The following is a 25,164-nucleotide window of genomic DNA, read 5'->3' as shown; positions in this document are numbered from 1 at the left end:
TTTTCAATCTTTGAATAATTGTATGAGTAATAAATATACCGAGGACGATTTAAGAGAAGAATTAAAAACCAAAGAGTACGAGTACGGTTTTTATACAGATATTGAATCTGATACATTTCCTATTGGGTTAAATGAAGATATCGTTCGTGCTATTTCTGAAAAGAAAAATGAACCAGAATGGATGACTGAATGGCGCTTAGATGCCTTTCGTATTTGGCAACAAATGGAAGAACCTGAATGGGCAAATGTAAATTATCAAAAGCCCAATTTTCAGTCAATATCATATTATTCTGCTCCTAAACAAAAGCCAGAATTAGAAAGTTTAGATCAGGTAGATCCTGAATTATTAAAAACCTTCGAGAAATTAGGGATTTCATTAGAAGAGCAAAAGCGTCTTTCTGGTGTCGCTGTTGACATCGTAATGGATTCGGTTTCTGTAGCAACGACATTCAAGGAAACCCTAGCTGAAAAAGGTATTATATTTTGTCCTATTTCTGAAGCGATTCAAGAACATCCTGAATTAGTAAAAAAATATATAGGTTCTATTGTACCAAAAACTGATAACTTCTATGCAGCCTTAAATAGCGCCGTTTTTAGTGATGGTTCCTTCTGTTATATTCCTAAAGGTGTGAGGTGCCCTATGGAACTTTCTACATACTTCCGTATTAACGAAGGCGGGACTGGTCAATTTGAACGAACCTTGGTTATTGCAGATGAAAGCAGTTATGTTAGTTACCTAGAAGGTTGTACAGCGCCTCAACGTGATGAAAATCAGCTACATGCTGCAGTAGTAGAATTAATTGCATTAGATGATGCTGAAATAAAATATTCGACAGTTCAAAACTGGTTTCCTGGTGATAAAGAAGGTAAAGGCGGTGTCTTTAATTTTGTGACCAAAAGAGGCTTGTGCGAAACCAACGCTAAAATCTCTTGGACACAGGTTGAAACAGGTTCAGCTGTTACTTGGAAATATCCTAGTTGCGTATTAAAGGGAAACAACTCAATTGGCGAATTTTATTCAATTGCCGTTACCAATAACTATCAGCAAGCAGATACAGGTACGAAAATGATTCACTTAGGTAAAAATACCAAGTCAACGATCATCTCTAAAGGTATTTCTGCGGGAAAATCGCAAAATTCATATCGTGGATTAGTACAAATAAGCCCTCGCGCTGAGAACGCACGTAATTTTTCACAATGTGATTCATTATTGATGGGTAATGAATGCGGTGCACATACATTTCCATATATAGAAGCTAAAAATAAATCAGCTCAGGTAGAGCACGAAGCAACAACATCAAAAATTGGTGAAGATCAATTATTCTATTGTAATCAACGTGGTATAGATACCGATAAAGCAATTGCATTAATCGTTAACGGATTTAGTAAGGAAGTATTAAATAAATTACCCATGGAGTTTGCTGTTGAAGCGCAAAAATTATTAGAAATCAGCCTTGAAGGCTCAGTAGGATAGAAATTAGAATATGTTAGCAATAAAAAACTTACACGCAAGTATAGAAGATAAAGATATCTTAAAAGGAATTGACTTAGAGGTAAAAGCTGGTGAAATACATGCTATTATGGGACCTAATGGATCTGGTAAAAGTACCTTATCATCGGTAATTGCTGGTCGTGAAGATTACGAAGTAACTAAAGGTGAAATTACTTTAGATGGCGAAGACATTGAAGAATTAGCGCCAGAAGAACGAGCCCATAAAGGTGTATTTTTATCATTTCAATACCCTGTAGAAATCCCTGGAGTTACTGTAACAAACTTCATTAAAACTGCCATTAACGAAACCCGTAAAGCTAGGGGTCAAGAAGAGCTTCCCGCCAAAGATATGTTGAAAAAAATTCGGGAAACTGCCGAACTTTTAGAAATTGACCGTAAGTTTTTATCACGCTCTCTAAACGAAGGTTTTTCTGGAGGTGAAAAAAAGCGAAATGAAATTTTTCAGATGGCGATGTTAGAACCAAAATTAGCAATCTTAGATGAGACAGATTCTGGTTTAGATATTGATGCTCTTAAAGTAGTAGCAAATGGTGTAAATCGATTAAAAAGTAAAGACAATGCTGTGATTCTAATTACGCATTATCAGAGACTTTTAGAATACATTGTTCCAGATTATGTACATGTTTTACATGATGGTAAAATTGTGAAATCTGGTGGTGCAGAATTGGCATTAGCGTTAGAAGAAAAAGGATACGATTGGGTTAAATAACTAAAATGGATCTAAAAGAAAAATTAGCAGCATCATTTTTAGCTTTTGAAAATAAAGTAGGTACTGATACAGAAAGTACGGTTCACGATATTCGTTCTGAAGCTTTTACGCATTTTGAAAAAAACGGATTCCCTACAAAAAAAGATGAAGAATGGAAATACACTTCATTAAAATCTATATTAAAACACGATTATAATTTATTTCCAAAAAGTGAAACTGCACTAGCTTATGCCGACGTAAAAAAATATTTTTTACACGAAATTGATTCGTATAAGATCGTTTTTATCGACGGTGTTTACAGTTCATTTTTGTCTGAAACCACACATGATGGTTATGATATCTGTTTGTTATCTGCGGCATTGAAGCAACCAAAATATAAGATGGTTATTGATCATTATTTCAATACCATTGCTTCAAATAAAGGAAGCTTAACTTCCTTAAACACTGCTTTTTCTAAAGAGGGTGCTTATATTCATATTCCTAAAAACACAATAGTTCCTAAACCTATTCAGGTTGTTCATTTTTCTACTGGTAGTGAAAAAGAAGCCATGCTTCAACCACGAAATTTGATAATGGTAGGCGAAAATTCGCATGTGCAAATTATCGAACGACACCAAAGTTTAAGTAGTAATGTTGTCATGACAAATTCTGTTACAGAAATCTTTGCGAATAAACGCGCCATAATAGATTACTATAAAATTCAGAATGATGATAAATCTGCATCATTAATTGATAGCACATTCGTTAAACAACAAAAAAACAGCATTGTTTCGGTAAATACATTCAGTTTTGGAGGTAATCTTACTCGAAATAATTTAGATTTTTACCAAGAAGGTGAGCATTGTAATTCTAACCTTAACGGAATTACTATTATTGGAAATAAACAACATGTTGACAATCATACATTGGTACATCATAAGTTTCCTAATTGTGAGAGTAATGAATTGTATAAAGGTATTTATGCAGATACATCTACAGGTGTTTTTAACGGAAAAGTGATTGTTGATAAGATTGCTCAAAAGATTAACGCATTTCAACAGAATAATAATATTCTAATGGATGATGGGGCTTCTATTAATTCAAAGCCGCAGTTAGAAATTTTTGCTGATGATGTAAAATGTTCTCATGGTTGTACTATTGGTCAGTTAGACGAAGAATCATTATTCTATATGCGTTCGCGCGGCATTCCTAAAAAAGAAGCCAAAGGATTACTATTATATGCTTTCGCTAATGATGCCCTTGATAAAATTAAAATACCTGAGTTAAAAGCACGCATCACAAAGTTAATTGCTAAAAAATTAGGAGTGGATTTAGGGTTTGATTTATAACGTACGTCTTACTTAATTTCAGACATCTTAGTAACCGAGACTATATTTTTATAACGTTGAATTAACTTTAATTCTTTTTTTTCTGAATCAGAAATCAATACGCCTGGAACAGAATAGTCAAAGAAGAGAATATCAAATTCTTCTATTTTAGAACGATTCCAAAAGATTTTCCTGACACCATTAATAGTAGCCATAGTATCGTTAATAAAGTGAATTGAATCAATCGATTTTTTATTTTCAAGTATGTACTTGCTTCCGATTAAATTAAATTTTGATGTATTGGATTTCAAAGAATCATGTAGTTTATAATATACTTTTTGTCCGTATCCAGTAAATACTAAACTATCACCATTAATAGATTCAATATTAAAGTCATTAACTGAGTCTAAATAGAATTTCCTAAAGAAAAGTTTATAATTCCCATCTTTATCTTCTCTATCAAAGAAAAAATTTCTAGAGGTATACTTTCCATTTCTGAACATTAATACTTCTGTTAAAGGGAAATGTACCGAAGGATCTTTGGAATCAATTTGAGAATACCCTCCTACCCAGACACCATTTAATTCTCTTTCACCGTAGCAAGAAGAAATAGCCACAATTAAAAATAAAAAGCTTATTATAATTCTCATAACTTTAATTAATCGAGGCTAAAATATTTTTCAAAAACTCATTAAAATCCATCGTACTTAGACCCATTCTGACGATTACTAGTTCTTTTGAGGGTACAACAAATACACGCTGCCCCTGATAGCCATTAAACGAATAGAGTTCTTTGGGTGCATCAGGATAATAACCTCCTGCATTTAACCAAATCTGCGCCCCGTACCTACCATCAGAGGTATTGGTAGGACTTGTAGCATATGCAACCCAATTTTCGTTGAAAATTTGCTCTCCGTTCCAGTTACCTCTATGAAGGTATAATAATCCAAACTTAGCCCAATCTCTGGGTGTTGCCCAACCATACGAAGATCCTACATAAGTGCCTACTAAATCAGCTTCAATCGTCATAGAGTGCATTCCTATTTTATCTATCAATTCACTATACCAGGCATTTAAATAAGCTTGATGTGTCGGGTAATAGGATCGTAATATTTTGGATAATAAATTAGTGGTTCCCGAGGAATAATTCCATGTTTCATTAGGCTTACCTACAAACTCTTTCTTGGCTTGTAGTCCTCCCATGTCTTCCGTTAAAAAAAGCATCTCGGTAACGTCTGAGATTGTGTTATAGTCTTCTACCCATTCTAGACCGCTATTCATCTGCAATAGGTTATGTAATGTAATGGTAGCTCTATCATCATTTTTCCATAAATCAATGGGCGCTTTATCATTTACCGTTAGTTTTCCCTGTTGTTGTAAAATACCATACATAGTACCTGTAATACTTTTTGTCATAGACCAACCTAAAATTTTAGAATTCTTATCAAAACCTTCAGCATACTTTTCTGCAATGATTTGGTCTTTATGGATTACCAATACGGCGCGTGTTTTATTTATACTATGAAAAGCTTGAGAAATTGCAGTATCTAACCTACGGTGATTAATATTCTGAAAGAGCGTATCCTTTTGAGGTAAGTCCCCATAAGGGAATGGCAAATTATTTTTTACTTTATTTCGTTTAGGGGCTATCTTCAGAATTTCTTTATCATAATCTTTAGGTACTAAAACACTACCTAGTCCATCTCTATAAACTGCTTTTCTTGTGAGCAATCCGTACACCGATGCTGTAGATGTTCTATCCCTGTTATTTACCTTATCGGTAGCCAAATTTACAGGTGGGAAATTATTGTCATGATTATCTGTAAATTCTACTGTTCTATCGGCAAGAAATACCGAAGAATTCATATTTTTAGCAGAGTAACCCGCCAAAATATTTAATCGTGGATATTGGGTATAAACAACTACAACGAGCGCTAAGACTAACAAAAACGCAAAAATTTTAATGCTTTTTTTCATGTATTTTTAAGTATAGACAAATATAAATATTTATGCTTTGTTTCGTAAATTTGTAGAAGACAATAAATTTATGTTCAACATACAAAAAGTACGAGAAGATTTTCCCATTTTAAAACGTGAAGTAAATGGTAAGCCATTGGTTTATTTCGATAATGCTGCAACTTCGCAAACACCTAAGATAGTCATAGATGCTATCGTTGATTATTACAGTAATTACAATGCCAATATTCACCGAGGTGTTCACACCTTAAGTCAAGAAGCTACCGATGCGTATGAACTTGCACGTCATAAAATTCAAACACATTTTAATGCAAAATATAGTCATGAAATTATTTTTACTTCGGGTACCACAGACAGTATTAATTTAGTTGCTCATGGTTTTGCATCCATACTTAAAAAAGGAGACGAAATACTAGTTTCGGCTTTAGAGCATCATTCTAATATTGTACCATGGCAAATGCTCTGTGAAAAAACAGGCGCTATTTTAAAGGTAATTCCGATGAATGATAATGGGGAATTAGAGATGCCTGCTTTCGCGGAATTACTCTCAGAAAAAACGAAATTAGTTTTTGTAAATCATGTTTCGAATGCCTTAGGAACTGTAAATCCTATCGAAGAAATTATTGAAAGAGCACATACTGTAGGAGCTGCTGTATTAGTTGATGGCGCTCAAGCGGCTCCTCATATAAAAGCCGATGTGCAAAAACTTAATGTCGATTTTTATACCGTCTCAGCTCATAAAATGTGTGGACCAACGGGTGTGGGTGTATTGTACGGAAAAGAGGAATGGTTACATAAATTACCGCCTTATCAAGGAGGAGGAGAAATGATCAAAGAAGTAACCTTTGAAAAGACAACCTATGCAGACTTACCTCATAAATTTGAAGCAGGAACACCCAATATTGCTGGTGGTATTGCCTTTAGTGTCGCTTTAGACTATATGAATGCATTAGGATTTGAAAATATAGCTTCCTATGAAGATGAATTACTAAAATTCGGTACAGAAGAACTTCTAAAAATAGACGGTCTAAAAATATATGGAACTGCAAAAAATAAAACTGCAGTCATTTCCTTTAATATTGAGGGTATTCATCCTTATGATATCGGAACCATTATTGATAAATTAGGTATCGCAGTTCGCACGGGGCATCACTGTGCACAACCCATCATGGACTATTATAAAATACCTGGCACAGTTCGTGCATCTTTTTCTTTCTATAACACTAAAGAAGAAATTCTTAAATTAGTAGATGCGGTAAAACGTGCAAAATCAATGTTATCTTAAAACTTTAAAATCATGTCAAAAATCATCCCTTTATTTATACTCGCTATCTTAATTACTTCTTGTGATACCAAAAAAACAATTTATGTTGCACCAAATCTAGTTGACTGCGAAGGAGTAGGTCAGCAAAAATGTATGCAGATTAAGGAAAATAAAGAAGATGAGTGGACACTTTTTTATGACCAAATAGAAGGATTTGATTATAAAGAAGGATTTACGTACAAGTTAGATGTAAACATTAGCAAAGTAGAAAACCCGCCAGCGGATGGTTCTTCATTAAAATATACATTAGATAAATTGATCTATCAAGAAGCGAGTAAACAAAAACAAGAGGTCGCTCAAACCCTTTCAGGTAGTTGGAAAGTTAAAAAAATGATTGGCATGGAGTCACTCGCCACAAACCCAACTTTGCGTTTTACTGAAGGTAAAGTCTCTGGTAATGCAGGTTGTAATAACTACAATGCAGATTATAGTGTCAAAGAAAATACAATCTCAATAGGCTTAACAATGGCTACCAAAATGTATTGTACGAACATGAAAATTGAAAAAGCTTTTTTTGAATGTTTAAAAAATGCTAAATCATATAAAATAGTAGATAATATGCTAATTATTTTGGATGCCAACAATCAAGAATTACTGTCTTGTTTAACTGCTGAAAATTAAATTATTTTCTACCAAAATCAGCAGGAATTTCACCCCAAGCTTTGGTTTCCCATTTTAAAATAGGATTATTATAAGTATTCTCATGTAACCACTTTTCTGCTCTTTTAATAAGGTCGGTTAACGCTTTATTTTCTTTTGTAAACTCAATATTGGTTCTGCATTGCTTCTTTTTCAACCAAGAAATAGCGATTTTAGAATCAGAATAGATGGGGTAGTCATATAGTTTTTTACTTTTTAGCAATGAAATACCATGCACTAGCGCTAAAAACTCTCCAATATTATTAGTCCCTTTCTTAAAAGGGCCTTGAATAAAAACTTGCTTTTTCGAATCTGTTAATACGCCCCTATATTCTAATATCCCCGGATTACCACTACATGCTGCATCTACAGACAAACTTTTTAAAATAGGCTCTCCATATTTAGCTTTTTCAGCTTTCGTTAGCACTTTCTTTTTTGTAGTCTTTCCTTTAAAATCACTGTATTTTTTCTTAAAAGCTTTTTCAGCTTCAGTTTTATCTATAAATGATTTATATTGAGCGTCCTCAAAACCAGATACTTGTTTTTTACAAGCTTCCCAAGAAGTAAAAATTCCTTTTTTATGACCTTTCCAAACTACGTAGTATTTTTTCTTTTTGCTCATATTCTTTAGATAAAAGAATTTAGACCTTAGAGACTAAAGACTTTAATTTTATAGTGCTCATCTTTTGTCTTTTGTATTTCGTATTTCGTCTTCTAGAATAACTTCTTCAATTACTTTCGGAAAATATTTATATTCTAATTCGTGAATCTTATTCGCGACATCCTTAGGTGTATCATGTGCTTCCAGCTTGACTGATTGTTGAAAAATTATGGCGCCTTCATCATAATTTTCATTTACATAGTGAATTGTAATACCGCTTTCTACTTCTTTATTTGCTACTACTGCTCTATGTACATGCATACCGTACATACCTTTACCTCCGTATTTTGGCAATAACGCCGGATGTATATTAATTATTTTCTTAGGAAAAGCCTCTACTATTTTCTCAGGAATACGCCATAAAAATCCAGCCAAGATTATAAAATCAGCTTCTTTGCGAAGTAAATTCAAGATGGTATCTTCAATCATAAAAGCTTTTTTATCAAAAATCAATGTTTTGATTTTTAGAGCTTTACATCTATCTAAAACTTTGGCATGTTCATTGTTAGTTAGCACTTTGGTAATAATAGCGCTTGTACTATTTTTAAAATACCTTATGATGTTCTCGGCATTTGACCCAGAACCAGAAGCAAAAATTATTATTCGTTTCATAAAGCGCTTTGTGTTATCACAACAAAAAAAAGAATTATTATTAACAATTGGAGTTTAATTAAACTAAAAAAGTGAACATTTTTTTATAAATTAGACCTCATATTTTCGAGGTAAACGATTGTATTAAAACAAAGTTTTATATTTTTGCCCCGATTTTAAATTTAAAAAATTAGAAAATTATGTCAGACATTGCATCAAGAGTAAAGGCAATCATCGTTGATAAATTAGGAGTTGACGAAAATGAAGTAACTACAGAAGCAAACTTTACTAACGATTTAGGCGCAGATTCTTTAGATACTGTGGAGTTAATCATGGAGTTCGAAAAAGAATTCGATATTCAAATTCCAGATGATCAAGCAGAAAATATTGGAACTGTTGGTCAAGCAATAAGCTATATAGAAGAAGCTAAAAAGTAATCAAACGATAACTTAGTACACTACGAGCATCACTCCGGTGATATGCTCGTAGTTTTTATAGTAGTAAACCAATCCTTAAATATTAACATGGCATTAAAACGAGTTGTTGTAACTGGGCTTGGAGCCTTAACTCCAATAGGAAATAACATTCAAGAATATTGGGATAGCCTTGTTAATGGTAAAAGTGGCGCTGCCCCAATTACCTATTTCGATACCGAAAAATTTAAAACGCAATTTGCTTGTGAAGTAAAGAATTTTACAGCGACAGATTTCCTTGATAGAAAAGAGGCTCGTAAAATGGATAAGTTCACACAGTATGCGATGGTTTCGTCTGATGAAGCTATAAAAGATGCCAACTTAAGCCTCGATAAAATTAACAAGCTCAGAGTAGGTGTTATTTGGGGTGCTGGTATTGGCGGTTTAGAAACTTTTCAAGACGAAGTGTTAAATTTTGCTAGTGGTGACGGAACTCCTAGATTTAATCCTTTCTTTATTCCTAAAATGATTGCTGATATTGCTCCGGGTAATATCTCTATCAAACATGGGTTTATGGGACCAAACTATACCACTGTTTCTGCTTGTGCATCATCAGCAAATGCTATGATTGATGCTCTAAATTATATTCGCTTAGGGCATTGTGATGTTGTTGTTACAGGCGGTAGCGAAGCAGCAGTAACGATTGCTGGTATGGGTGGTTTCAATGCGATGCATGCATTATCAACTAGAAACGAAAGCCCCGAAACAGCTTCAAGACCTTTTGATGCTACTAGAGACGGCTTCGTTTTGGGTGAAGGTGCAGGAGCCATCGTTCTTGAAGAATATGAATACGCGAAAGCACGTGGTGCTAAGATTTATGCAGAAGTAATCGGTGGCGGATTATCATCAGATGCGTATCATATGACTGCTCCACACCCTGAGGGAATTGGCGTAATAGCCGTTATGCGTAATTGTTTAGAGAATGCAGGTATTACTCCAGAAGAAGTAGATCATATTAATACACATGGCACTTCTACTCCATTGGGAGATGTTGCAGAATTAAAAGCAATTAGAGAAGTTTTTGGAGAGCATGCAAAAAATATAAATATTAATTCTACAAAATCAATGACTGGTCATCTTTTAGGGGCCGCTGGTGCTATCGAATCTATTGCTTCTATCCTCGCGATGGAGCACGGAATAGTACCACCAACTATAAATCACACAACAGTAGATGAGAATATTGACCCAACGCTTAATCTAACCTTAAATAAAGCTCAAAAGCGTGATATAAAAGTCGCTATGAGTAATACTTTTGGTTTTGGTGGTCATAATGCCTGTGTGTTATTTAAAAAAATTGATGGGTAATTTGTATATATGAATTTTATCAAAAAAATAATACAATCTCGTTCTAAAGAAGACGAGATTTTTTTTGTTGAAATTCAAAAGATTGTAGGTTTTAAGCCTAATAAACTTCGCTACTATAAAAAGGCCTTTACCCACAGCTCAATTAAGAAATCAACTTCAGGTGGCAAACCTATAAATTACGAACGATTAGAGTTTTTAGGTGATGCTATATTAGGAGCCGTAATTGCGCATTACCTTTTTAAAAAAATACCGCTAGGTACAGAAGGGTATTTAACACAAATGCGTTCAAAAATAGTTAGTAGAGAGCACCTTAATGAAATTGGAAGCGATTTAGGTTTAATTCGCCTTGTCTCTAGCAATGTACCTGCAAAAAATTTCGGCGATAATATTCACGGAAATATTTTTGAAGCACTAGTAGGTGCTATATTTCTTGATAAAGGATATAAATATGCTGTAAGATTTATCTACAGAGTTCTTATAGAACCTTATATCGACATTGAACGCTTAGAAGGTAAAATTACAAGTTATAAGAGCTTACTCATTGAATGGTCGCAAAAACAAAAGCGAAGAATAGACTATGAAGTGTATGAAGACACAGGCAATGATTCTATTAAGCATTTCAGCGTGAAACTGTCTTTAGACAAAGATATCATATCGAAAGGAAGAGCAACATCGAAGAAAAAAGCAGAAGAAATAGCTTCAAAACGCGCATATTATAAACTTCAAAAATCAGTATCTTTTTAGTAGTTAAAGACTACAACGATTTCGTCGAATTTCTATCCTTTTTTAGTAAAACTATAGTAAATTAGCATAAAAGTGAATAAATGTCTAAAGTGGTTTTATTAGATTATGAAGATACTCATGATTATGAACTTATCGGAATTCATACGCCTTTAGACGATTTTAGATTAGCTTTTTTTTTAAATAGTATATTAGATATTTGTTTGAAGAGGCATTTCGAAGATCTAGATTTTAGTGTTAGTAATAAAGCTCAATATTCGCTTTATACCTTTGATTGCAAAAGCACCTTCATTAACTGGTCTTTAATAGCCAATAAGTATAACTATATGTATGAAGACACTAGTGAGTTATTTAGCCAACAACAACATACCTCTAAACTAATAAAAGAGAAAAAGCAAATTGATTATTTCTTAAAAATTGAAGGGGAAATCAACACTAAAAAAGCAGAAAAAATAGTATCAAAAATTAATACTATTAAAAGTATTATCACATCATACTCAATTAATCCACAAACCTTAAAATCAAAAGATTTTTTAATTTTTTAATTATGCGAAATCGAAAAAAAACTAAAATAGTCGCTACACTTGGCCCTGCAACAGAAGATTACAAGGTTCTTGAAGAAATGATGACTGTTGGAGTGAATGTTTTTAGAATTAATTTTTCTCATGCAGATCATAATAACGTAGTCAAAAAAATAAAAGAAATACGTGAAATCAATAAGCGTCTTAATTATAACGTAGCCATATTAGCTGACTTACAAGGACCTAAATTAAGAGTCGGCGTAATGGAAGATAAAATAAAGCTTAAAAAAGAGGATATTTTTACTTTTACGACCGAAGAATGTATTGGAACCCATGAGAAAGCATTCATGACCTATCAAAATTTTCCTAAAGATGTTAAAGTAGGCGAAAAAATTTTGGTAGATGACGGCAAATTACTCTTTGAGGTATTAGAAACCGATCGCAATAAAAATGTAAAAACGAAAGTGCTTCGAGGGGGAAAACTAAAATCTAAAAAAGGAGTTAATCTACCCAATACTGCCATTTCACTTCCTGCATTAACCGAAAAAGATGTAAAAGATGCAATCTTTGCTATAAAACAAGAAGTTGATTGGATTGCTTTATCATTTGTAAGAAATACTGAAGATCTTATAATGCTGCGAGATCTTATCGACAAGCATTCAGAATATAAAATACCTATCGTTGCTAAAATAGAAAAGCCAGAAGCAATAGATAATATTAAAAAAATTACGGCTCATTGTGATGGGCTTATGGTTGCGCGCGGTGATTTAGGAGTTGAGGTTGATATGGAAAAAGTGCCTTTGATTCAGAAGAAATTAGTTCTTCAAGCAAAAAAAGCGCGCATACCAGTAATTATTGCTACCCAAATGATGGAAACAATGATTACGAGTCAAGTACCTACCAGAGCAGAAGTGAATGATGTAGCAAATTCAATTATGGATGGCGCTGACGCAGTAATGTTATCTGGTGAAACCTCGGTAGGTGAGTTTCCTGTAGAAGTAATTCAAAAAATGCGTGATATCATCGAAAGCGTCGAAGACTCTCCTCTTATCATTAAGCCAGAATCATTTATACAAAGCGTAAACGAACGTTTTATTTCTAAAACTATTTGTCATCAAGCTGCTACCATGGCTGATGACATTGATGCAACCGTAATTTCTACACTTACCAATAGTGGTTATACAGCCTTTCAAATCTCGGCTTGGAGACCCAAAACACATATCTTAGCCTTTTCTAATAATAGAAGAATATTGCCTATGTTAAATCTTCTTTGGGGTGTAAAAGGTTTGTATTATGATAAAATTGTTAGCACAGATGATACCGTAGAAGATATTAATAAAATAGCATTAGAAAAAGGATATGCTAATGAAGGAGATTTTGTTATTAACCTAACTTCAATGCCCGTTCAAGCACATGGAATGGTGAATACACTCCGTATTTCTAAAATAGAATAAATAACAATGAAAAAGGTTCTATCTATTATTCTAATTGGCTTTCTAACCTTTTTTACGCTATTTTTTCTTAAGAAAAAGAATGATACCACTATACTTAAGGAAGAATCATTGCTCATTCAACAACAACTAAAAAACGTAGGGAAATTAGTCGTTACTGAAGGACATTTCAGTGAAATCTATAATTATAAAAATTCAAAAGCTGTTTTCGGAGATTTTTTCACATCCGACAAAAAAGCATTAGTGGTTGTAAATGCAGATGTAACGGTAGCCTATGATCTCAGTAAACTTGCTTATAATTTAGATATCGAAAATAAAATTCTACAGATCACTTCTATTCCTAAAGAAGAAATAAAAATAAATCCAGACTTCGAATATTACGATGTACAGTCTGGTTTTTTCAATCCATTTGAAGCAAAAGATTACAATCAAATTAAAGAGAGTGTAAAAAAATCGCTTTCACAAAAAATTGAAGCTTCGAATATTAAAACAAATGCGAAGACTCGATTACTAAGTGAATTATCAAAATTCTACATCTTAACAAATTCTCTTGGTTGGCAACTCAAATATGAAGAAAAAGAGATAAACAATTCTGAAGATTTTCAAAAAATAAAATTATAATGAAGTTCGAAAATCGAAAAGACGAAATTTTAAATATTGCTGCCAAACTTTTCAAAGAAAAAGGCTATAGCGCTGTTACCATGCGTGATATCGCCACTACTTTAGGAATAAAAGCAGCTAGTTTATATAATCATATTAATAGCAAACAAGAATTACTTTCAAATATCATAATTTCAATAGCCGAAGAATTCACCAATGGTATGGATGAAATAAAAAAGGCAAACATTACAACCATAAAAAAACTCGAGTTAGTAGTTGATTTGCACATAAGTATTACTACCCAAAATACGAATAAAATGGCCTCTCTAAATAATGATTGGATGCATCTAGAGGAGCAGCTAGACTATTATCTTTCGTTAAGAAATAATTATGAAAATGACTTCAGAAATATTTTAAAAACAGGAATTGAACACAATGAGCTCACTTCATTAAATATTGAAGTTATGCTATTTTCCATTTTATCAACCCTACGCTCGTTGTACCTCTGGATTCCCAAAAAAGAAGACCTAAACACCAAAGAACTTTCAGAAGATTTCAAAAAAATATTAATCGAAGGAATTAAGAACTCATAACAGATTTGTTTCTTAACTTTGTTTCGCAAACTAACAACTGTTAGTCTATGATTTATTCGTTTCAAGGATACATACCTATTGTGCATAAAAGTAGTTTTGTACATCCGCTAGCGGCTGTTACTGGTAATGTTATTATCGGTAGAGATTGTTACATTGGTCCTGGAGCTGCTATTCGTGGTGATTGGGGGCAAATAATCTTAGAAAACGGTGTGAATGTACAAGAAAACTGTACCGTCCATATGTTTCCTGGAAAATCTATTACCCTAAAAGAAAGTGCTCATGTGGGACATGGGGCTATTATTCATGGAGCTAATTTGGGTAAAAATTGCCTTATCGGAATGAATGCTGTTATTATGGATGATGCTGAAATTGGTGATGAAAGTATTATCGGAGCCATGAGTTTTGTGAAAGCTGAAACAATCATACCAAAACGAAGTTTGGTTGTTGGCAATCCCGCGAAGGTGATTAAACAAGTAACTGACGATATGATCTCTTGGAAAACAAAAGGTACCAAACTGTATCAACAGCTACCAAAAGCGTGTCATGAGACCTTAAAAGAAATTGAACCTTTAAGAGAAGTGCCAAAAAATAGAGCTGTTCAAGAAAATACATACGCTACATTACGCGATTTTATGAAGAAATAATATATGGAGCTAGAATTAAAAATGCCCAAAATGGGTGAAAGTATTACTGAAGGTACCATCATTAACTGGATGATGAACGAAGGAGAAACTTTTGAAGAAGGTGATGTGCTATTAGAAGTTGCTACCGATAAAGTAGATAATGAAGTACCTGCTCCTATTTCAGGAACTTTGGTAAAAACATTATTTCAAGCAAAAGATGTAGTTCCTGTAGGAGAAGTAATTGCCATATTAAAAGTTGCTAAAGCATCGAAAACTTCAAAAAAACAGGATGTCATTTCGAACGAAAGTGAAAAATCTTCGAATCTAGCATTAGCTGCATCTAATAAAGCGAAAAAACTGGGTAGTAAAATAAAAACATCTCAAACGACTTCTTACTCAAATTCTAATACATTTTTTTCGCCTTTAATCATTTCAATAGCAAAAGAACATCATATTAGTTTTGAGGAATTAGCTCGGATTCCTGCAACTGGAAATGACGGTCGTTTGCGTAAAAGTGATGTGTTTAATTATATAAGTGGAGGGCGACCATTTAAATTTGCACAACCCGTTGTACAAGACCCTACAGCCTATCGTATTCCGCAACTTAACTTAGACAAAGGCACTGGAAAAATTGTAGAAATGGATCGCATGCGCCAGATCATTGCAGATCGAATGGTCTATTCAAAACACACATCTCCTCATGTTACTGCTTATGTTGAAGCCGACTTAACAGAATTAGTGCATTGGAGGAATGCAAATAAAAAAGCATTCCAAGAAAAGTATGGTGAAAGACTAACATTTACACCTTTATTTGTTGAAGCCGTAGCAAAGGCAGTACACGATTTTCCGATGATTAATGTATCTGTTGATGGTACTAATATTATTGTTAAAGAGAATATTAATATTGGTATGGCAACGGCATTACCAAGCGGTAATTTGATTGTTCCAGTAGTAAAAAATGCTAATCAAAAAAGTTTAAAACAATTAGCTACTGAAGTTAATGATTTAGCTTCAAAAGCCCGTGATAATAAGTTAGGTGGCGATGATATTAAAGGAAGTACCTTCACTATTTCTAATGTCGGAACCTTTGGTAGTGTAATGGGAACTCCCATTATAAACCAGCCAGAGGTAGCTATTCTAGCCTTAGGTATTATCAAGAAAAGAGCAGAAGTAATTGAAACAACAAATGGTGATGAAATTGCCATTAGAAGTATGATGTATTTATCACTGTCATTTGATCATAGGGTAGTAGATGGTTTTCTTGGCGGAAGTTTTGTAAAACGAGTAGCAGATTATCTAGAACAGTTTGATGTTGAAAGAAAAATTTAATAATTTGAAAGTAAAGACACTTAGCACAACCCTATTAAAACAAGCCTTCTCGCATATTTGCACAGCTAAGGCGATGACCGAATTATATGAAGAGAATTTTAAAGTAGTTTCAAAATATGTACATGCCACTTCAAGAGGACATGAAGCTATTCAGATTGCTTTAGGAATGCAACTCCTTCCGCAAGATTATGTATTTCCATATTACCGTGATGATTCCATTTTATTGTCAATAGGAATGCAGCCGTATGATTTAATGTTACAGGTGTTGGCCAAACGAGACGATCCTTTTTCTGGCGGTCGCACCTATTATTCTCATCCTAGTTTAAAAGATGCTGACAAACCTAAAATACCACATCAATCTTCTGCAACGGGTATGCAAGCAATACCTGCTACAGGTGTTGCCATGGGTATGCAGTATTTAGAGAAAAAGGGATTAAAAAACCCTATTTTAGAAAGTGCTAAACTATCTAATGATTTACCAATTACTGTTTGTTCTTTAGGCGACGCTTCAGTTACCGAAGGCGAGATTGCTGAAGCTTTTCAAATGGCAGCTTTAAAACAAATGCCTATTTTATATTTGATACAAGATAACGGATGGGATATTTCTGCAAATGAAGAAGAAACTCGAGCTCAAAACGCGGCAGAATATGCTGCAGGATTTCATGGTTTAGAAGCCATCTCTATTGATGGAACTGACTTTGAAGAGAGTTATAACACCTTACAATCGGTTATTGAAACCATACGTAAAGAACGTCGCCCTTTTTTAGTACATGCCAAAGTCCCTTTGTTAAATCATCATACTTCTGGTGTACGCATGGAATGGTACCGTGATGATCTCGATGAAGCTAGATCTCGTGATCCGTACCCCAAATTAAAAGCATTACTTACCCAAAACGGGGTTTCTTTAGTAGAACTAGAAAACATAGAAGCTTCCGCGAAAGCAAACGTGAAAGAAGACTATGAAAAAGCATTAAAAGCTGAAGACCCAAAACCAGAAGATTTATTCACACATGATTTTGCTCCTACGCCTATTACTGAAGAAGTAGGTGAACGCTCACCAAAAAGTGGAGAAAAAGTTGTTATGGTTGATTGCGCTTTGTTTGCTGTTGAGGAGTTAATGAAAAAGCATAAAGAGTGTTTGTTATATGGCCAAGACGTGGGCGGACGATTAGGGGGTGTATTTCGTGAGGCCGCCACGTTAGCTCAAAAATTTGGTGATGATCGTGTTTTTAATACGCCAATTCAAGAAGCATTTATTGTTGGCTCAACCGTAGGAATGAGTGCCGTTGGATTAAAACCAATTGTTGAAGTACAATTTGCTGATTATATTTGGCCAGGTTTAAATCAATTATTTACCGAAGTAAGCCGTAGCTGTTATCTTTCTAATGGTAAATGGCCCGTAAGCATGATCCTTCGTGTGCCAATTGGTGCCTATGGTAGTGGCGGACCTTATCATTCATCTTCTGTCGAGAGTGTGCTTACCAATATTAGAGGAATTAAAATTGCATATCCTAGTAATGGAGCTGATCTAAAAGGATTACTAAAAGCCGCTTATTATGATCCAAATCCAGTAGTAATCTTAGAACACAAAGGCTTGTATTGGAGTAAAGTGAAAGGAACTAATGGCGCTACCTCTTTAGAACCAAGTGAAGATTATATACTACCCTTAGGAAAAGCTTGGTTATTACAAGAAGTTTGGTCCCAAGAAGAAGTAGAAACAGCTTCTATTATTACATATGGCATGGGCGTTCATTGGGCTTATAATGCGACAAGAGATATGCGAAATACGGTCGAAATAATTGATCTTAGAACTTTATATCCTTTAGATGAAGAAACCATTATGAAATCGGTCAAAAAAACTGGTAAATGTTTGGTTATTACCGAAGAACCTTCAAATAATAGTTTTGCTTTGGCTTTGGCAGGAAAAATTCAAGAAGAATGTTTTAAATTTTTAGATGCACCCGTAATGACTATTGGTAGCGAAAATATGCCAGCAATTCCACTAAATGCTACGTTAGAAGAAACAATGATCCCTTCCACCGAAAAAGTAAGAACTAAGCTAGAGAAATTATTGATTTATTAATCGATAAATTAAGATTGCTGCACGCTTTGTTAAAGCTTCAATAGTATTTAAATTTACTGTTTCTTCAGGTGTATGTGCTCTTGAGCCCATTGTGCCTAATCCGTCTAGGCAATCAACATATTCAGCAACAAAAGAAACATCGGCTGCACCTCGTTTCGATGGATCATATCCTTCAACTTTCCCATAACCAAGATCAACACTGACATCACTTAAAATTTTTAATAATCTCTTATTTCCATCTGTTGGTCCCATTGCTGGATAACTATCAATAAACGATATTTCTGCAGAAGTTTGTGGTAAATTATTAGCTACAATTTCACGCATCTTTTCTCGTGCATTTTCTTTTTGCTCTTCAGAGATAAAACGTAATCCACCATCAACAACTGCTGTTTGTGCTACAACATTGCTTTTACCAAAAGCATCACCTTTACTTTTGGCTTCATCAAAATTCACAAATGTACCTCCTAGCAGTACTCCTGGGTTAAAGGTTAAATATTCTTCGCCTTTAACCTTTGTATAAAATTCATTTAAAATTCGAGACATTTCAAAAATGGCTCCTGCTCCTACCCGATGACTAAATACACTTGACGAATGCGCTCGCTTGCCTGTAACTTTTATTTTCCATCCAGAGGAACCTCTTCTGGCTATAGTTGCGTTACTAAACCCTGTAGCATTTTCAAAACCTAATGCAATATCACTTCGTTTAGCAGCATCGATCAAATCTTTTCTACTAATACTTAATGGCTTGCCAGTACTCTCTTCATCACCTGTAAGTGCAACTATTACTTGTCTATTTTTTAGAAGTCCATTTTCTTGTAATGCCTTAAGAGCATATAAAATAATAACATTACCTCCTTTCATATCATTTCCTCCAGGAGCATGTGCAATACTATCATTAACCATCTTGAACTCTTGAAACGGACTATCTTCCTCAAAAACTGTGTCTAAATGCCCTATTAGTAATACTTTCTTTCCTTTAGTGCCAGAAGACTCAGCAAAAAAATGACCAGCTCGATTCATTTCTTTTGGCATATCTATCCAACTTGTTTTAAAACCAATTCCATCAAAAGCATCTTTAAAAATCATCCCAACTTTTTTTACGCCTTTGTGATTCATAGTACCGCTATTAATATTGACTACATCCTTTAGAAATTTAATAGCTTGTTGATTATTTTTTTCAACCGATTTTGCAATCTTCTTTTCTGTTCTTGATATTTTTTGAGCATTTATAGAAAAGCTAAAAATCACTACAATTAAGCTAAGTAAAAAAGGGGGTTTCATGATTTATTAATTTAAGAATTCTTAAAGTTAAGAAAATCTAACCTAAAATAGATTACACTTAAATTTGTATATTTCAATCTAAAATTTCTCAATGTACACAAAACGTATTTTTCCTATTAACATTGTTATAAGATGGACACGTCGTCACATCTTACTATTTCTAATTATTGCAACTATACCTGTTCTTTTATTTGATATTTTCCGCTGGAAATGGTTGCACGTGCCTTGGTTACCACTAAGTGTTTTAGGTACAGCTGTCGCTTTTATCGTTTCGTTTAAAAACAATGCATCTTACGATCGTTTATGGGAGGCACGAAAGATTTGGGGTGGTATTGTAAATGCTTCTCGCTCATGGACTATAATGGTAAAAGATTTTATTACCAATGATCATGCAGAAAAAAAAGTATCGAATGATAAATTGCATACTATTCATAAAGAACTCGTGCATCGACATGTAGCTTGGCTAACTGCGTTACGCTATCAATTACGTAAAGATAAACCTTGGGAATCTCACTTAAAAAACAATAAATCAAATCAAGAATTTAGAGAATCTCAATACCGCGTTTGTGAAAATGAAATTCCTATTGAAAATGTAATAAAAGACTACATTTCTAAAGAAGAGTATAAAGAGTTGTTCGCCAAAGGTAATCAAGCTTCTCAGATCTTAGGTATTCAGTCTAGAAGATTAAGAGAACTAAAACAACAAGGATATATAGAAGATTTTCGGCATATGGAAATGAACAATATGCTTACTGAATTTTATACATTACAAGGAAAAAGTGAACGTATTAAAAACTTCCCATACCCAAGACAATACGCAACCATTAACTACATTTTTGTTTGGATTTTTATCATTTTACTTCCGTTTGGAATCATGGAAGGCTTCCAAACCATTGGAGATAATGTTGTAAACTATCTTATAAATAACCCTGCATATTTTGAGTTCACTCAAAAATTACAACTGTTTATTGGTAATCATTTTGTTTGGTTTTCTATACCTTTTAGTACACTAATAGCTTGGGTATTCCACACAATGGAAAAAATTGGTGAAAACACTGAAAATCCTTTTGAAGGGGGGCCTAATGATGTGCCTATTACAAATATGAGTAGAGGTATTGAAATAGATATTCGTCAATTAATTGATGACAACAATATTCCTGAACCTTACGAATGGAAGAATGATATCGTTATGTAATGAAAAATTAAAATATTTGTATCTTTAGCACTCATTAATACAAAAACTAAAAAATCATGTTTGGAAGAAGAAGTGGTGGGTTTAAAATACGATTACTAATTGGTGCAGGAATTGTTTTATTTTCACTTTTTAAATATTATTCTCAAAGAGAAACAAATCCTTATACAGGTAAAAAGCAAAGTATCGCTTTAAGTACAGAACAAGAGATTGCGCTAGGTCTAGAAAGTGCACCAAAAATGGCGCAACAACATGGAGGTTTATACCCAGATCAGAAAGCTCAAGATTTAGTTGATAAAGTAGGACAACGTTTAGTAAGTAGTAGTGTTGCTAGACAAACACCATATCGTTATGATTTTCACTTATTAAGAGATCCACAAGCTATTAATGCTTTCGCATTACCAGGAGGACAAATATTTATCACCTATGCACTTTTTTCCAAACTAGAAAACGAAGATCAGTTAGCAGGTGTTTTGGGTCATGAAATTGGCCATGTATTGGGTCGCCATTCTGCTGAACGTATGGCAAATCAAGGTCTAACGCAAGGTATTCTATCGGGTGTTATGGTAGGCGGTGGTGGTGATACTGGGCAAATGGCTGCTATGATCGCCAATGTAGTCAATATGAAATATGGGCGTGAAGATGAACTAGAAAGTGATGATTTAGGCATTAAATTTATGATAGAAGCGGGCTATCAACCAGAAGAAATGATCGGTGTTATGCAAATCTTAAAAGCTGCTGCTGGTCCTAATAGAACACCAGAATTTCAAAGTACACATCCAGATCCAGAAAACAGAATCGAAAAGATTAAAGAAGCTATTCAGAAGTATAGAAAGTAGTAATCGTTGTATCAATTCCTCTTTTATAATTACTGATATTATAAGTAATACGTAGCTATTGCTTCGCAAAAAGCAGTAATCAGAAAATCAACAATTATGCCTGGCTGTTGTTCTATTTAAGGAATGATCACTAGCTTAAAAAACAATAAGCATTCTAGAGTTAGTACATTCGAAAAATTAAAAGAGTACAAAAATAGTAAGTACAAAGGTGGTACCATAGATAAAAAACCGACACCTCAACAACTTAAAGAAATTCGTGAACGTCTTCAAAATGAAAACAAAAAAAATCAGCAGATAAAAAACGTTTTCGTTATTGGGTTTGCTATTATAGCAGCTATTCTGCTCATAATCTTTAACTTTGTAAAGTTTTAACATCTTTATAAAAATATGATGAATCCTTGGCATGAAGTGAGTGTTGGAGAGCATACTCCTAAAGTAGTAAATGCAATCATAGAAATACCCAAAAATACGCGGGCAAAATACGAATTAGATAAAGATAGTGGTATGCTTAAATTAGACCGCGTACTCTATTCTTCTATGTATTATCCTGCTAATTATGGTTTTATTCCGCAAACCTATTGTGATGATAATGATCCTTTAGATATTGTGGTGCTTTCACAAGAAACCATTGTGCCTATGTGTTTGGTTGATGCTAAAGTAATTGGTGTAATGCGCATGTTAGATGGTGGAGAAAAAGATGATAAAATAATAGCAGTGGCTGTCAATGATATGTCTGTAAATCATATCAATTCTATCGAAGAATTGCCACGTCATTTTTTTAGAGAGTTGAAAAATTTCTTTGAAGATTATAAAAAGCTGGAGAATAAAACGGTAGTCGTTGAGAATTTTCAGAATAGAGAGACAGCTTTAGAAATTGTGCAACAAAGTATTGTTGATTATAAAGAAAAGTTCAAAAAATAGATATATGAACAAAAAAGTTATTTTATTAATACTTGATGGATGGGGAATTTCGCCAGATCCGAAAGTATCTGCTATCGATCAAGCGAATACTCCTTTTATCGACTCATTATATAAAAAATATCCCCATGCTACCCTCAGAACTGATGGCTTACATGTAGGCTTACCAAAAGGGCAGATGGGGAATAGCGAGGTAGGGCATATGAATATTGGTGCTGGTCGTATTGTCTATCAAGAATTGGCCAAAATAAATATTGCTACCCAAGAAGGTAAACTTGCTAAAGAAAAAGTATTACAAGATGCTTTTCATTATGCAAAAGAGAATAATAAGAATGTTCATTTTGTAGGCTTGGTTTCAGATGGTGGTGTACATTCACACATCAATCACTTAAAGGGATTGGTAAGTGCTGCAAACGATAACGGATTAAAAAGTTTTGTACATGCCTTTACAGATGGTCGTGATGTTGACCCTAAATCTGGAAAGGGTTTTATTGAAGAACTTCAGAACTTTTTGCCAGAACATAATGCTAAGTTAGCATCAATTATCGGTCGCTATTATGCGATGGATCGCGATAAGCGCTGGGAGCGTGTTAAGCTCGCCTATGATCTACTAGTGAATGGAATTGGTACAAAAACAAGCGATCCTATTACAGCAATTCAAGAAAGTTATGATAGCGATATTACAGATGAATTCATTAAACCAATTCTAATAACAGATGCTAATGGAGATGCTATATCAACAATAAAAGATGATGATGTCGTTATTTTCTTCAATTTTAGAACCGATCGCGGACGTCAACTTACGCAAGCATTAAGCCAAGAAGATTTTCATGAGCAAAATATGCACAAACTTAATTTGCATTATGTAACTATGACCAATTACGATGATACATTTAAAAATATCAATGTAATCTATCCTAAAGAAGATCTAACCGAAACGTTAGGTGAAGTGTTATCTCAACATGGTAAAAAACAAATACGTATTGCCGAAACTGAGAAATATCCGCATGTTACTTTTTTCTTTTCTGGAGGGCGCGAAAAAGAATTTGAAGGTGAAAAACGTCTGCTATGTCCGTCTCCTAAAGTGGCCACATATGATCTTCAACCCGAAATGAGCGCTCAAGAAATTACGGATGCCATTTTGCCCGAATTAGATGAGCAAGAAGCAGATTTTATATGCCTAAATTTTGCAAATACCGATATGGTGGGACATACAGGTGATTTTAAAGCTGCTATTAAAGCTGCTGAAACAGTAGATAGTTGTGTAGAAAAAATCGTAACTAGTGCGGTAAAAAACGACTATACTGGCATCATAATTGCAGATCATGGTAATAGCGATATGATGCTGAACCCTGATGGTTCACCAAATACAGCACACACCACAAATCCGGTTCCAATAATTGTTGTTGATGATGAAATTACATCAATTAAAGATGGTATCTTATCGAATATTGCTCCTACAATTTTAAAGCTATTGGGAGTTGATAAACCAAAAATTATGAATGAAGAATCATTAGTATGAAACAAATTCTAACACTCGTTTTTATCTTGTTTTCTTTCCAATTTTATGCGCAAGAAAAAGAGACGATTACACAAAATAGAGCTGATCATATAGGTATAAAAACCAAAAAAGATTTTAAAGTTAAACCGCATGTAACATGGTATGATGAAAGTTACAATCATTATGAGTTAGATGATAAAGCCATTAAAAAATTACGCAACCTTACAAAAGGCATATCCATAAAGGTATTTATGTCTGTGTGGTGTCATGACAGTCATCGCGAAATACCAAGATTCTATAAAATTTTAGAAGCGATTAATTTTGACGAAAAAAATCTTGAAGTAATCGCACTTGATCGCTCAAAAAAAACTCCGAACAACTTACAAGAAGGTTTTCATATTAAAAGAACACCTACGCTTATTTTCTTTAAAAATGGCAAAGAAATTGCGCGTTATGTAGAAAAACCAAGAAAATCATTAGAGAAGGATTTATTAACAATACTAAAAGGTAAAAACTACAAACATTCTTATCAAATTCATTAAAGTTAAAAAACACTAAATTTGCGGAAAATTAAAAGAGGGAAATGCTACCAAAAAACCATTTGATAATCGCTGTAGATTTTGATGGCACCATCGTCGAAGATGCCTATCCTGATATTGGGAGTGCTAAAATATTTGCTTTTGAAACGTTAAAAGAGCTTAAGGGAGATGGTCATCGCTTGATATTATGGACCTACAGACATGGAGAAAAACTAAACGAAGCTGTTGAATTTTGCAAAAAAAATGGTATTGAGTTTTATGCTGTTAATAAAAATTACCCAGAAGAAACTTTTGAAGGAAAGGTAAGTAGAAAAATAAATGCTGATGTTTTTATCGATGATCGTAATGTTGGTGGTATGTTAGGCTGGGGAGAGATCTATAAAATAATAACCGATAGACCTCCAGAGCATTTAGAGAAAAAAAAGAAAAAAGGCTTTTGGCGTTTTTAAAAAGA

Annotated in this window: 27 protein-coding genes; 22 read left to right on the top strand and 5 right to left on the bottom strand. The window is 33.8% G+C overall.

Annotated elements, in window-relative coordinates; translation table 11 throughout:
- Positions 1–22: 22 nt before the first annotated feature.
- Genes sufB through sufD form a run of 3 tightly spaced genes read left to right on the top strand, consistent with a single transcriptional unit; the run spans position 23 to position 3,550 of the window.
- A complete protein-coding gene (gene sufB, locus AC1EUY_RS11175) occupies positions 23–1,474 on the top strand; it encodes a Fe-S cluster assembly protein SufB (RefSeq protein ID WP_480195620.1) in 1,452 nt (483 codons plus the stop codon).
- A 10-nt stretch (positions 1,475–1,484) separates the two neighbouring features.
- A complete protein-coding gene (gene sufC, locus AC1EUY_RS11170) occupies positions 1,485–2,222 on the top strand; it encodes a Fe-S cluster assembly ATPase SufC (RefSeq protein ID WP_480195619.1) in 738 nt (245 codons plus the stop codon).
- A gap of 5 nt (positions 2,223–2,227) precedes the next feature.
- Positions 2,228–3,550, top strand: coding sequence for a Fe-S cluster assembly protein SufD (gene sufD, locus AC1EUY_RS11165; protein ID WP_480195618.1), 1,323 nt, complete (start codon positions 2,228–2,230; stop codon positions 3,548–3,550).
- Between the two features lie 8 nt (positions 3,551–3,558).
- Here the strand turns inward: sufD and AC1EUY_RS11160 are convergent, their stop codons facing one another.
- Both AC1EUY_RS11160 and AC1EUY_RS11155 read right to left on the bottom strand, forming a co-directional pair.
- Complete coding sequence (locus AC1EUY_RS11160) at positions 3,559–4,179, bottom strand: hypothetical protein (protein WP_480195617.1); 621 nt, start codon at positions 4,177–4,179, stop codon at positions 3,559–3,561.
- Positions 4,180–4,183: 4 nt separating this feature from the next.
- Positions 4,184–5,506, bottom strand: a complete 1,323-nt coding sequence (locus AC1EUY_RS11155; RefSeq protein WP_480195616.1) for a serine hydrolase domain-containing protein — start codon at positions 5,504–5,506, stop codon at positions 4,184–4,186.
- Positions 5,507–5,576: 70 nt separating this feature from the next.
- On the opposite strand from AC1EUY_RS11155, the gene AC1EUY_RS11150 reads away from it, so the two are divergent.
- Both AC1EUY_RS11150 and AC1EUY_RS11145 read left to right on the top strand, forming a co-directional pair.
- Entirely contained in the window at positions 5,577–6,791 is a 1,215-nt protein-coding gene (locus AC1EUY_RS11150; protein ID WP_480195624.1) for an aminotransferase class V-fold PLP-dependent enzyme, read from the top strand.
- A 12-nt stretch (positions 6,792–6,803) separates the two neighbouring features.
- Complete coding sequence (locus AC1EUY_RS11145; RefSeq protein WP_480195615.1) at positions 6,804–7,451, top strand: DUF4377 domain-containing protein; 648 nt, start codon at positions 6,804–6,806, stop codon at positions 7,449–7,451.
- Position 7,452: 1 nt separating this feature from the next.
- On the opposite strand, the gene AC1EUY_RS11140 is transcribed toward AC1EUY_RS11145, so the two are convergent.
- Together AC1EUY_RS11140 and purN are read right to left on the bottom strand one after the other, a co-directional pair.
- Positions 7,453–8,091, bottom strand: coding sequence for a ribonuclease H1 domain-containing protein (locus tag AC1EUY_RS11140; RefSeq protein WP_480195614.1), 639 nt, complete (start codon positions 8,089–8,091; stop codon positions 7,453–7,455).
- 57 nt (positions 8,092–8,148) lie between these two features.
- Complete coding sequence (purN, locus tag AC1EUY_RS11135) at positions 8,149–8,742, bottom strand: phosphoribosylglycinamide formyltransferase (RefSeq protein ID WP_480195613.1); 594 nt, start codon at positions 8,740–8,742, stop codon at positions 8,149–8,151.
- Positions 8,743–8,921: 179 nt separating this feature from the next.
- On the opposite strand from purN, the gene AC1EUY_RS11130 reads away from it, so the two are divergent.
- The 10 genes from AC1EUY_RS11130 to AC1EUY_RS11085 all read left to right on the top strand — a co-directional run bounded on the left by AC1EUY_RS11130 (position 8,922) and on the right by AC1EUY_RS11085 (position 18,440).
- Complete coding sequence (locus tag AC1EUY_RS11130) at positions 8,922–9,158, top strand: acyl carrier protein (protein ID WP_480195612.1); 237 nt, start codon at positions 8,922–8,924, stop codon at positions 9,156–9,158.
- Between the two features lie 87 nt (positions 9,159–9,245).
- The gene (gene fabF, locus AC1EUY_RS11125) at positions 9,246–10,499 is read left to right on the top strand and encodes a beta-ketoacyl-ACP synthase II (protein ID WP_480195611.1); all 1,254 of its coding nucleotides are present in this window, start codon (positions 9,246–9,248) and stop codon (positions 10,497–10,499) included.
- 9 nt (positions 10,500–10,508) lie between these two features.
- Positions 10,509–11,243 (top strand): ribonuclease III, encoded by a 735-nt coding sequence (rnc, locus tag AC1EUY_RS11120; protein ID WP_480195610.1) that lies wholly within the window; start codon positions 10,509–10,511, stop codon positions 11,241–11,243.
- Positions 11,244–11,323: 80 nt separating this feature from the next.
- Positions 11,324–11,785 carry an IPExxxVDY family protein gene (locus AC1EUY_RS11115; protein ID WP_480195609.1) on the top strand — a complete coding sequence of 154 codons (462 nt, stop codon included), beginning with the start codon at positions 11,324–11,326 and terminating at the stop codon, positions 11,783–11,785.
- 2 nt (positions 11,786–11,787) lie between these two features.
- A complete protein-coding gene (pyk, locus tag AC1EUY_RS11110) occupies positions 11,788–13,215 on the top strand; it encodes a pyruvate kinase (protein WP_480195608.1) in 1,428 nt (475 codons plus the stop codon).
- Between the two features lie 6 nt (positions 13,216–13,221).
- On the top strand, positions 13,222–13,833 hold the full coding sequence (locus tag AC1EUY_RS11105) for a DUF4230 domain-containing protein (protein WP_480195607.1): 612 nt from the start codon (positions 13,222–13,224) through the stop codon (positions 13,831–13,833).
- Positions 13,833–14,405, top strand: coding sequence for a TetR/AcrR family transcriptional regulator (locus AC1EUY_RS11100; RefSeq protein WP_480195606.1), 573 nt, complete (start codon positions 13,833–13,835; stop codon positions 14,403–14,405). The genes AC1EUY_RS11105 and AC1EUY_RS11100 overlap by 1 nt, the downstream gene beginning before the upstream one ends.
- Positions 14,406–14,452: 47 nt before the next feature.
- Complete coding sequence (locus AC1EUY_RS11095) at positions 14,453–15,049, top strand: acyltransferase (protein ID WP_480195605.1); 597 nt, start codon at positions 14,453–14,455, stop codon at positions 15,047–15,049.
- Between the two features lie 3 nt (positions 15,050–15,052).
- Positions 15,053–16,357, top strand: a complete 1,305-nt coding sequence (locus AC1EUY_RS11090; RefSeq protein WP_480195604.1) for a dihydrolipoamide acetyltransferase family protein — start codon at positions 15,053–15,055, stop codon at positions 16,355–16,357.
- Positions 16,358–16,430: 73 nt separating this feature from the next.
- Positions 16,431–18,440 (top strand): alpha-ketoacid dehydrogenase subunit alpha/beta, encoded by a 2,010-nt coding sequence (locus AC1EUY_RS11085; protein WP_480195623.1) that lies wholly within the window; start codon positions 16,431–16,433, stop codon positions 18,438–18,440.
- On the opposite strand, the gene AC1EUY_RS11080 is transcribed toward AC1EUY_RS11085, so the two are convergent.
- Complete coding sequence (locus AC1EUY_RS11080) at positions 18,426–19,721, bottom strand: M20/M25/M40 family metallo-hydrolase (RefSeq protein ID WP_480195603.1); 1,296 nt, start codon at positions 19,719–19,721, stop codon at positions 18,426–18,428. The two genes, AC1EUY_RS11085 and AC1EUY_RS11080, sit on opposite strands and share 15 nt — an antisense overlap.
- A gap of 91 nt (positions 19,722–19,812) precedes the next feature.
- Between AC1EUY_RS11080 and AC1EUY_RS11075 the strand changes: the two genes are divergently transcribed.
- The 7 genes from AC1EUY_RS11075 (at position 19,813) to AC1EUY_RS11045 (ending at position 25,159) form a co-directional block, all read left to right on the top strand.
- Positions 19,813–20,916, top strand: coding sequence for a bestrophin family protein (locus tag AC1EUY_RS11075; protein WP_480195602.1), 1,104 nt, complete (start codon positions 19,813–19,815; stop codon positions 20,914–20,916).
- 56 nt (positions 20,917–20,972) lie between these two features.
- The gene (locus AC1EUY_RS11070; protein WP_480195601.1) at positions 20,973–21,752 is read left to right on the top strand and encodes a M48 family metalloprotease; all 780 of its coding nucleotides are present in this window, start codon (positions 20,973–20,975) and stop codon (positions 21,750–21,752) included.
- Positions 21,753–21,875: 123 nt separating this feature from the next.
- Positions 21,876–22,124 carry a hypothetical protein gene (locus tag AC1EUY_RS11065; protein ID WP_480195600.1) on the top strand — a complete coding sequence of 83 codons (249 nt, stop codon included), beginning with the start codon at positions 21,876–21,878 and terminating at the stop codon, positions 22,122–22,124.
- Positions 22,125–22,139: 15 nt separating this feature from the next.
- A complete protein-coding gene (locus tag AC1EUY_RS11060) occupies positions 22,140–22,673 on the top strand; it encodes an inorganic diphosphatase (protein ID WP_480195599.1) in 534 nt (177 codons plus the stop codon).
- A 4-nt stretch (positions 22,674–22,677) separates the two neighbouring features.
- A complete protein-coding gene (gene gpmI, locus AC1EUY_RS11055; protein WP_480195598.1) occupies positions 22,678–24,192 on the top strand; it encodes a 2,3-bisphosphoglycerate-independent phosphoglycerate mutase in 1,515 nt (504 codons plus the stop codon).
- Positions 24,189–24,713: a TlpA family protein disulfide reductase gene (locus AC1EUY_RS11050; protein ID WP_480195597.1), complete on the top strand. Its 525-nt coding sequence runs from the start codon at positions 24,189–24,191 to the stop codon at positions 24,711–24,713. The genes gpmI and AC1EUY_RS11050 overlap by 4 nt, the downstream gene beginning before the upstream one ends.
- Before the next feature lie 41 nt (positions 24,714–24,754).
- Positions 24,755–25,159 (top strand): BT0820 family HAD-type phosphatase, encoded by a 405-nt coding sequence (locus AC1EUY_RS11045; RefSeq protein ID WP_480195596.1) that lies wholly within the window; start codon positions 24,755–24,757, stop codon positions 25,157–25,159.
- The last annotated feature ends 5 nt before the right edge of the window (positions 25,160–25,164 follow it).

It is taken from the genome of Maritimimonas sp. 2210JD6-3 (genome assembly GCF_056591795.1).
This window is presented reverse-complemented; position numbering and strand designations above follow the sequence as displayed.

Excerpts from the sequence above, each read along its gene's own strand:
- sufB (WP_480195620.1), top strand. The coding sequence starts at position 23 with ATGAGTAATAAATATACCGAGGACGATTTAAGAGAAGAATTAAAAACC.
- sufC (WP_480195619.1), top strand. The coding sequence starts at position 1,485 with ATGTTAGCAATAAAAAACTTACACGCAAGTATAGAAGATAAAGATATC.
- sufD (WP_480195618.1), top strand. The coding sequence starts at position 2,228 with ATGGATCTAAAAGAAAAATTAGCAGCATCATTTTTAGCTTTTGAAAAT.
- AC1EUY_RS11160 (WP_480195617.1), bottom strand. The coding sequence starts at position 4,179 with ATGAGAATTATAATAAGCTTTTTATTTTTAATTGTGGCTATTTCTTCT.
- AC1EUY_RS11155 (WP_480195616.1), bottom strand. The coding sequence starts at position 5,506 with ATGAAAAAAAGCATTAAAATTTTTGCGTTTTTGTTAGTCTTAGCGCTC.
- AC1EUY_RS11150 (WP_480195624.1), top strand. The coding sequence starts at position 5,577 with ATGTTCAACATACAAAAAGTACGAGAAGATTTTCCCATTTTAAAACGT.
- AC1EUY_RS11145 (WP_480195615.1), top strand. The coding sequence starts at position 6,804 with ATGTCAAAAATCATCCCTTTATTTATACTCGCTATCTTAATTACTTCT.
- AC1EUY_RS11140 (WP_480195614.1), bottom strand. The coding sequence starts at position 8,091 with ATGAGCAAAAAGAAAAAATACTACGTAGTTTGGAAAGGTCATAAAAAA.
- purN (WP_480195613.1), bottom strand. The coding sequence starts at position 8,742 with ATGAAACGAATAATAATTTTTGCTTCTGGTTCTGGGTCAAATGCCGAG.
- AC1EUY_RS11130 (WP_480195612.1), top strand. The coding sequence starts at position 8,922 with ATGTCAGACATTGCATCAAGAGTAAAGGCAATCATCGTTGATAAATTA.
- fabF (WP_480195611.1), top strand. The coding sequence starts at position 9,246 with ATGGCATTAAAACGAGTTGTTGTAACTGGGCTTGGAGCCTTAACTCCA.
- rnc (WP_480195610.1), top strand. The coding sequence starts at position 10,509 with ATGAATTTTATCAAAAAAATAATACAATCTCGTTCTAAAGAAGACGAG.
- AC1EUY_RS11115 (WP_480195609.1), top strand. The coding sequence starts at position 11,324 with ATGTCTAAAGTGGTTTTATTAGATTATGAAGATACTCATGATTATGAA.
- pyk (WP_480195608.1), top strand. The coding sequence starts at position 11,788 with ATGCGAAATCGAAAAAAAACTAAAATAGTCGCTACACTTGGCCCTGCA.
- AC1EUY_RS11105 (WP_480195607.1), top strand. The coding sequence starts at position 13,222 with ATGAAAAAGGTTCTATCTATTATTCTAATTGGCTTTCTAACCTTTTTT.
- AC1EUY_RS11100 (WP_480195606.1), top strand. The coding sequence starts at position 13,833 with ATGAAGTTCGAAAATCGAAAAGACGAAATTTTAAATATTGCTGCCAAA.
- AC1EUY_RS11095 (WP_480195605.1), top strand. The coding sequence starts at position 14,453 with ATGATTTATTCGTTTCAAGGATACATACCTATTGTGCATAAAAGTAGT.
- AC1EUY_RS11090 (WP_480195604.1), top strand. The coding sequence starts at position 15,053 with ATGGAGCTAGAATTAAAAATGCCCAAAATGGGTGAAAGTATTACTGAA.
- AC1EUY_RS11085 (WP_480195623.1), top strand. The coding sequence starts at position 16,431 with ATGACCGAATTATATGAAGAGAATTTTAAAGTAGTTTCAAAATATGTA.
- AC1EUY_RS11080 (WP_480195603.1), bottom strand. The coding sequence starts at position 19,721 with ATGAAACCCCCTTTTTTACTTAGCTTAATTGTAGTGATTTTTAGCTTT.
- AC1EUY_RS11075 (WP_480195602.1), top strand. The coding sequence starts at position 19,813 with ATGTACACAAAACGTATTTTTCCTATTAACATTGTTATAAGATGGACA.
- AC1EUY_RS11070 (WP_480195601.1), top strand. The coding sequence starts at position 20,973 with ATGTTTGGAAGAAGAAGTGGTGGGTTTAAAATACGATTACTAATTGGT.
- AC1EUY_RS11065 (WP_480195600.1), top strand. The coding sequence starts at position 21,876 with ATGATCACTAGCTTAAAAAACAATAAGCATTCTAGAGTTAGTACATTC.
- AC1EUY_RS11060 (WP_480195599.1), top strand. The coding sequence starts at position 22,140 with ATGATGAATCCTTGGCATGAAGTGAGTGTTGGAGAGCATACTCCTAAA.
- gpmI (WP_480195598.1), top strand. The coding sequence starts at position 22,678 with ATGAACAAAAAAGTTATTTTATTAATACTTGATGGATGGGGAATTTCG.
- AC1EUY_RS11050 (WP_480195597.1), top strand. The coding sequence starts at position 24,189 with ATGAAACAAATTCTAACACTCGTTTTTATCTTGTTTTCTTTCCAATTT.
- AC1EUY_RS11045 (WP_480195596.1), top strand. The coding sequence starts at position 24,755 with ATGCTACCAAAAAACCATTTGATAATCGCTGTAGATTTTGATGGCACC.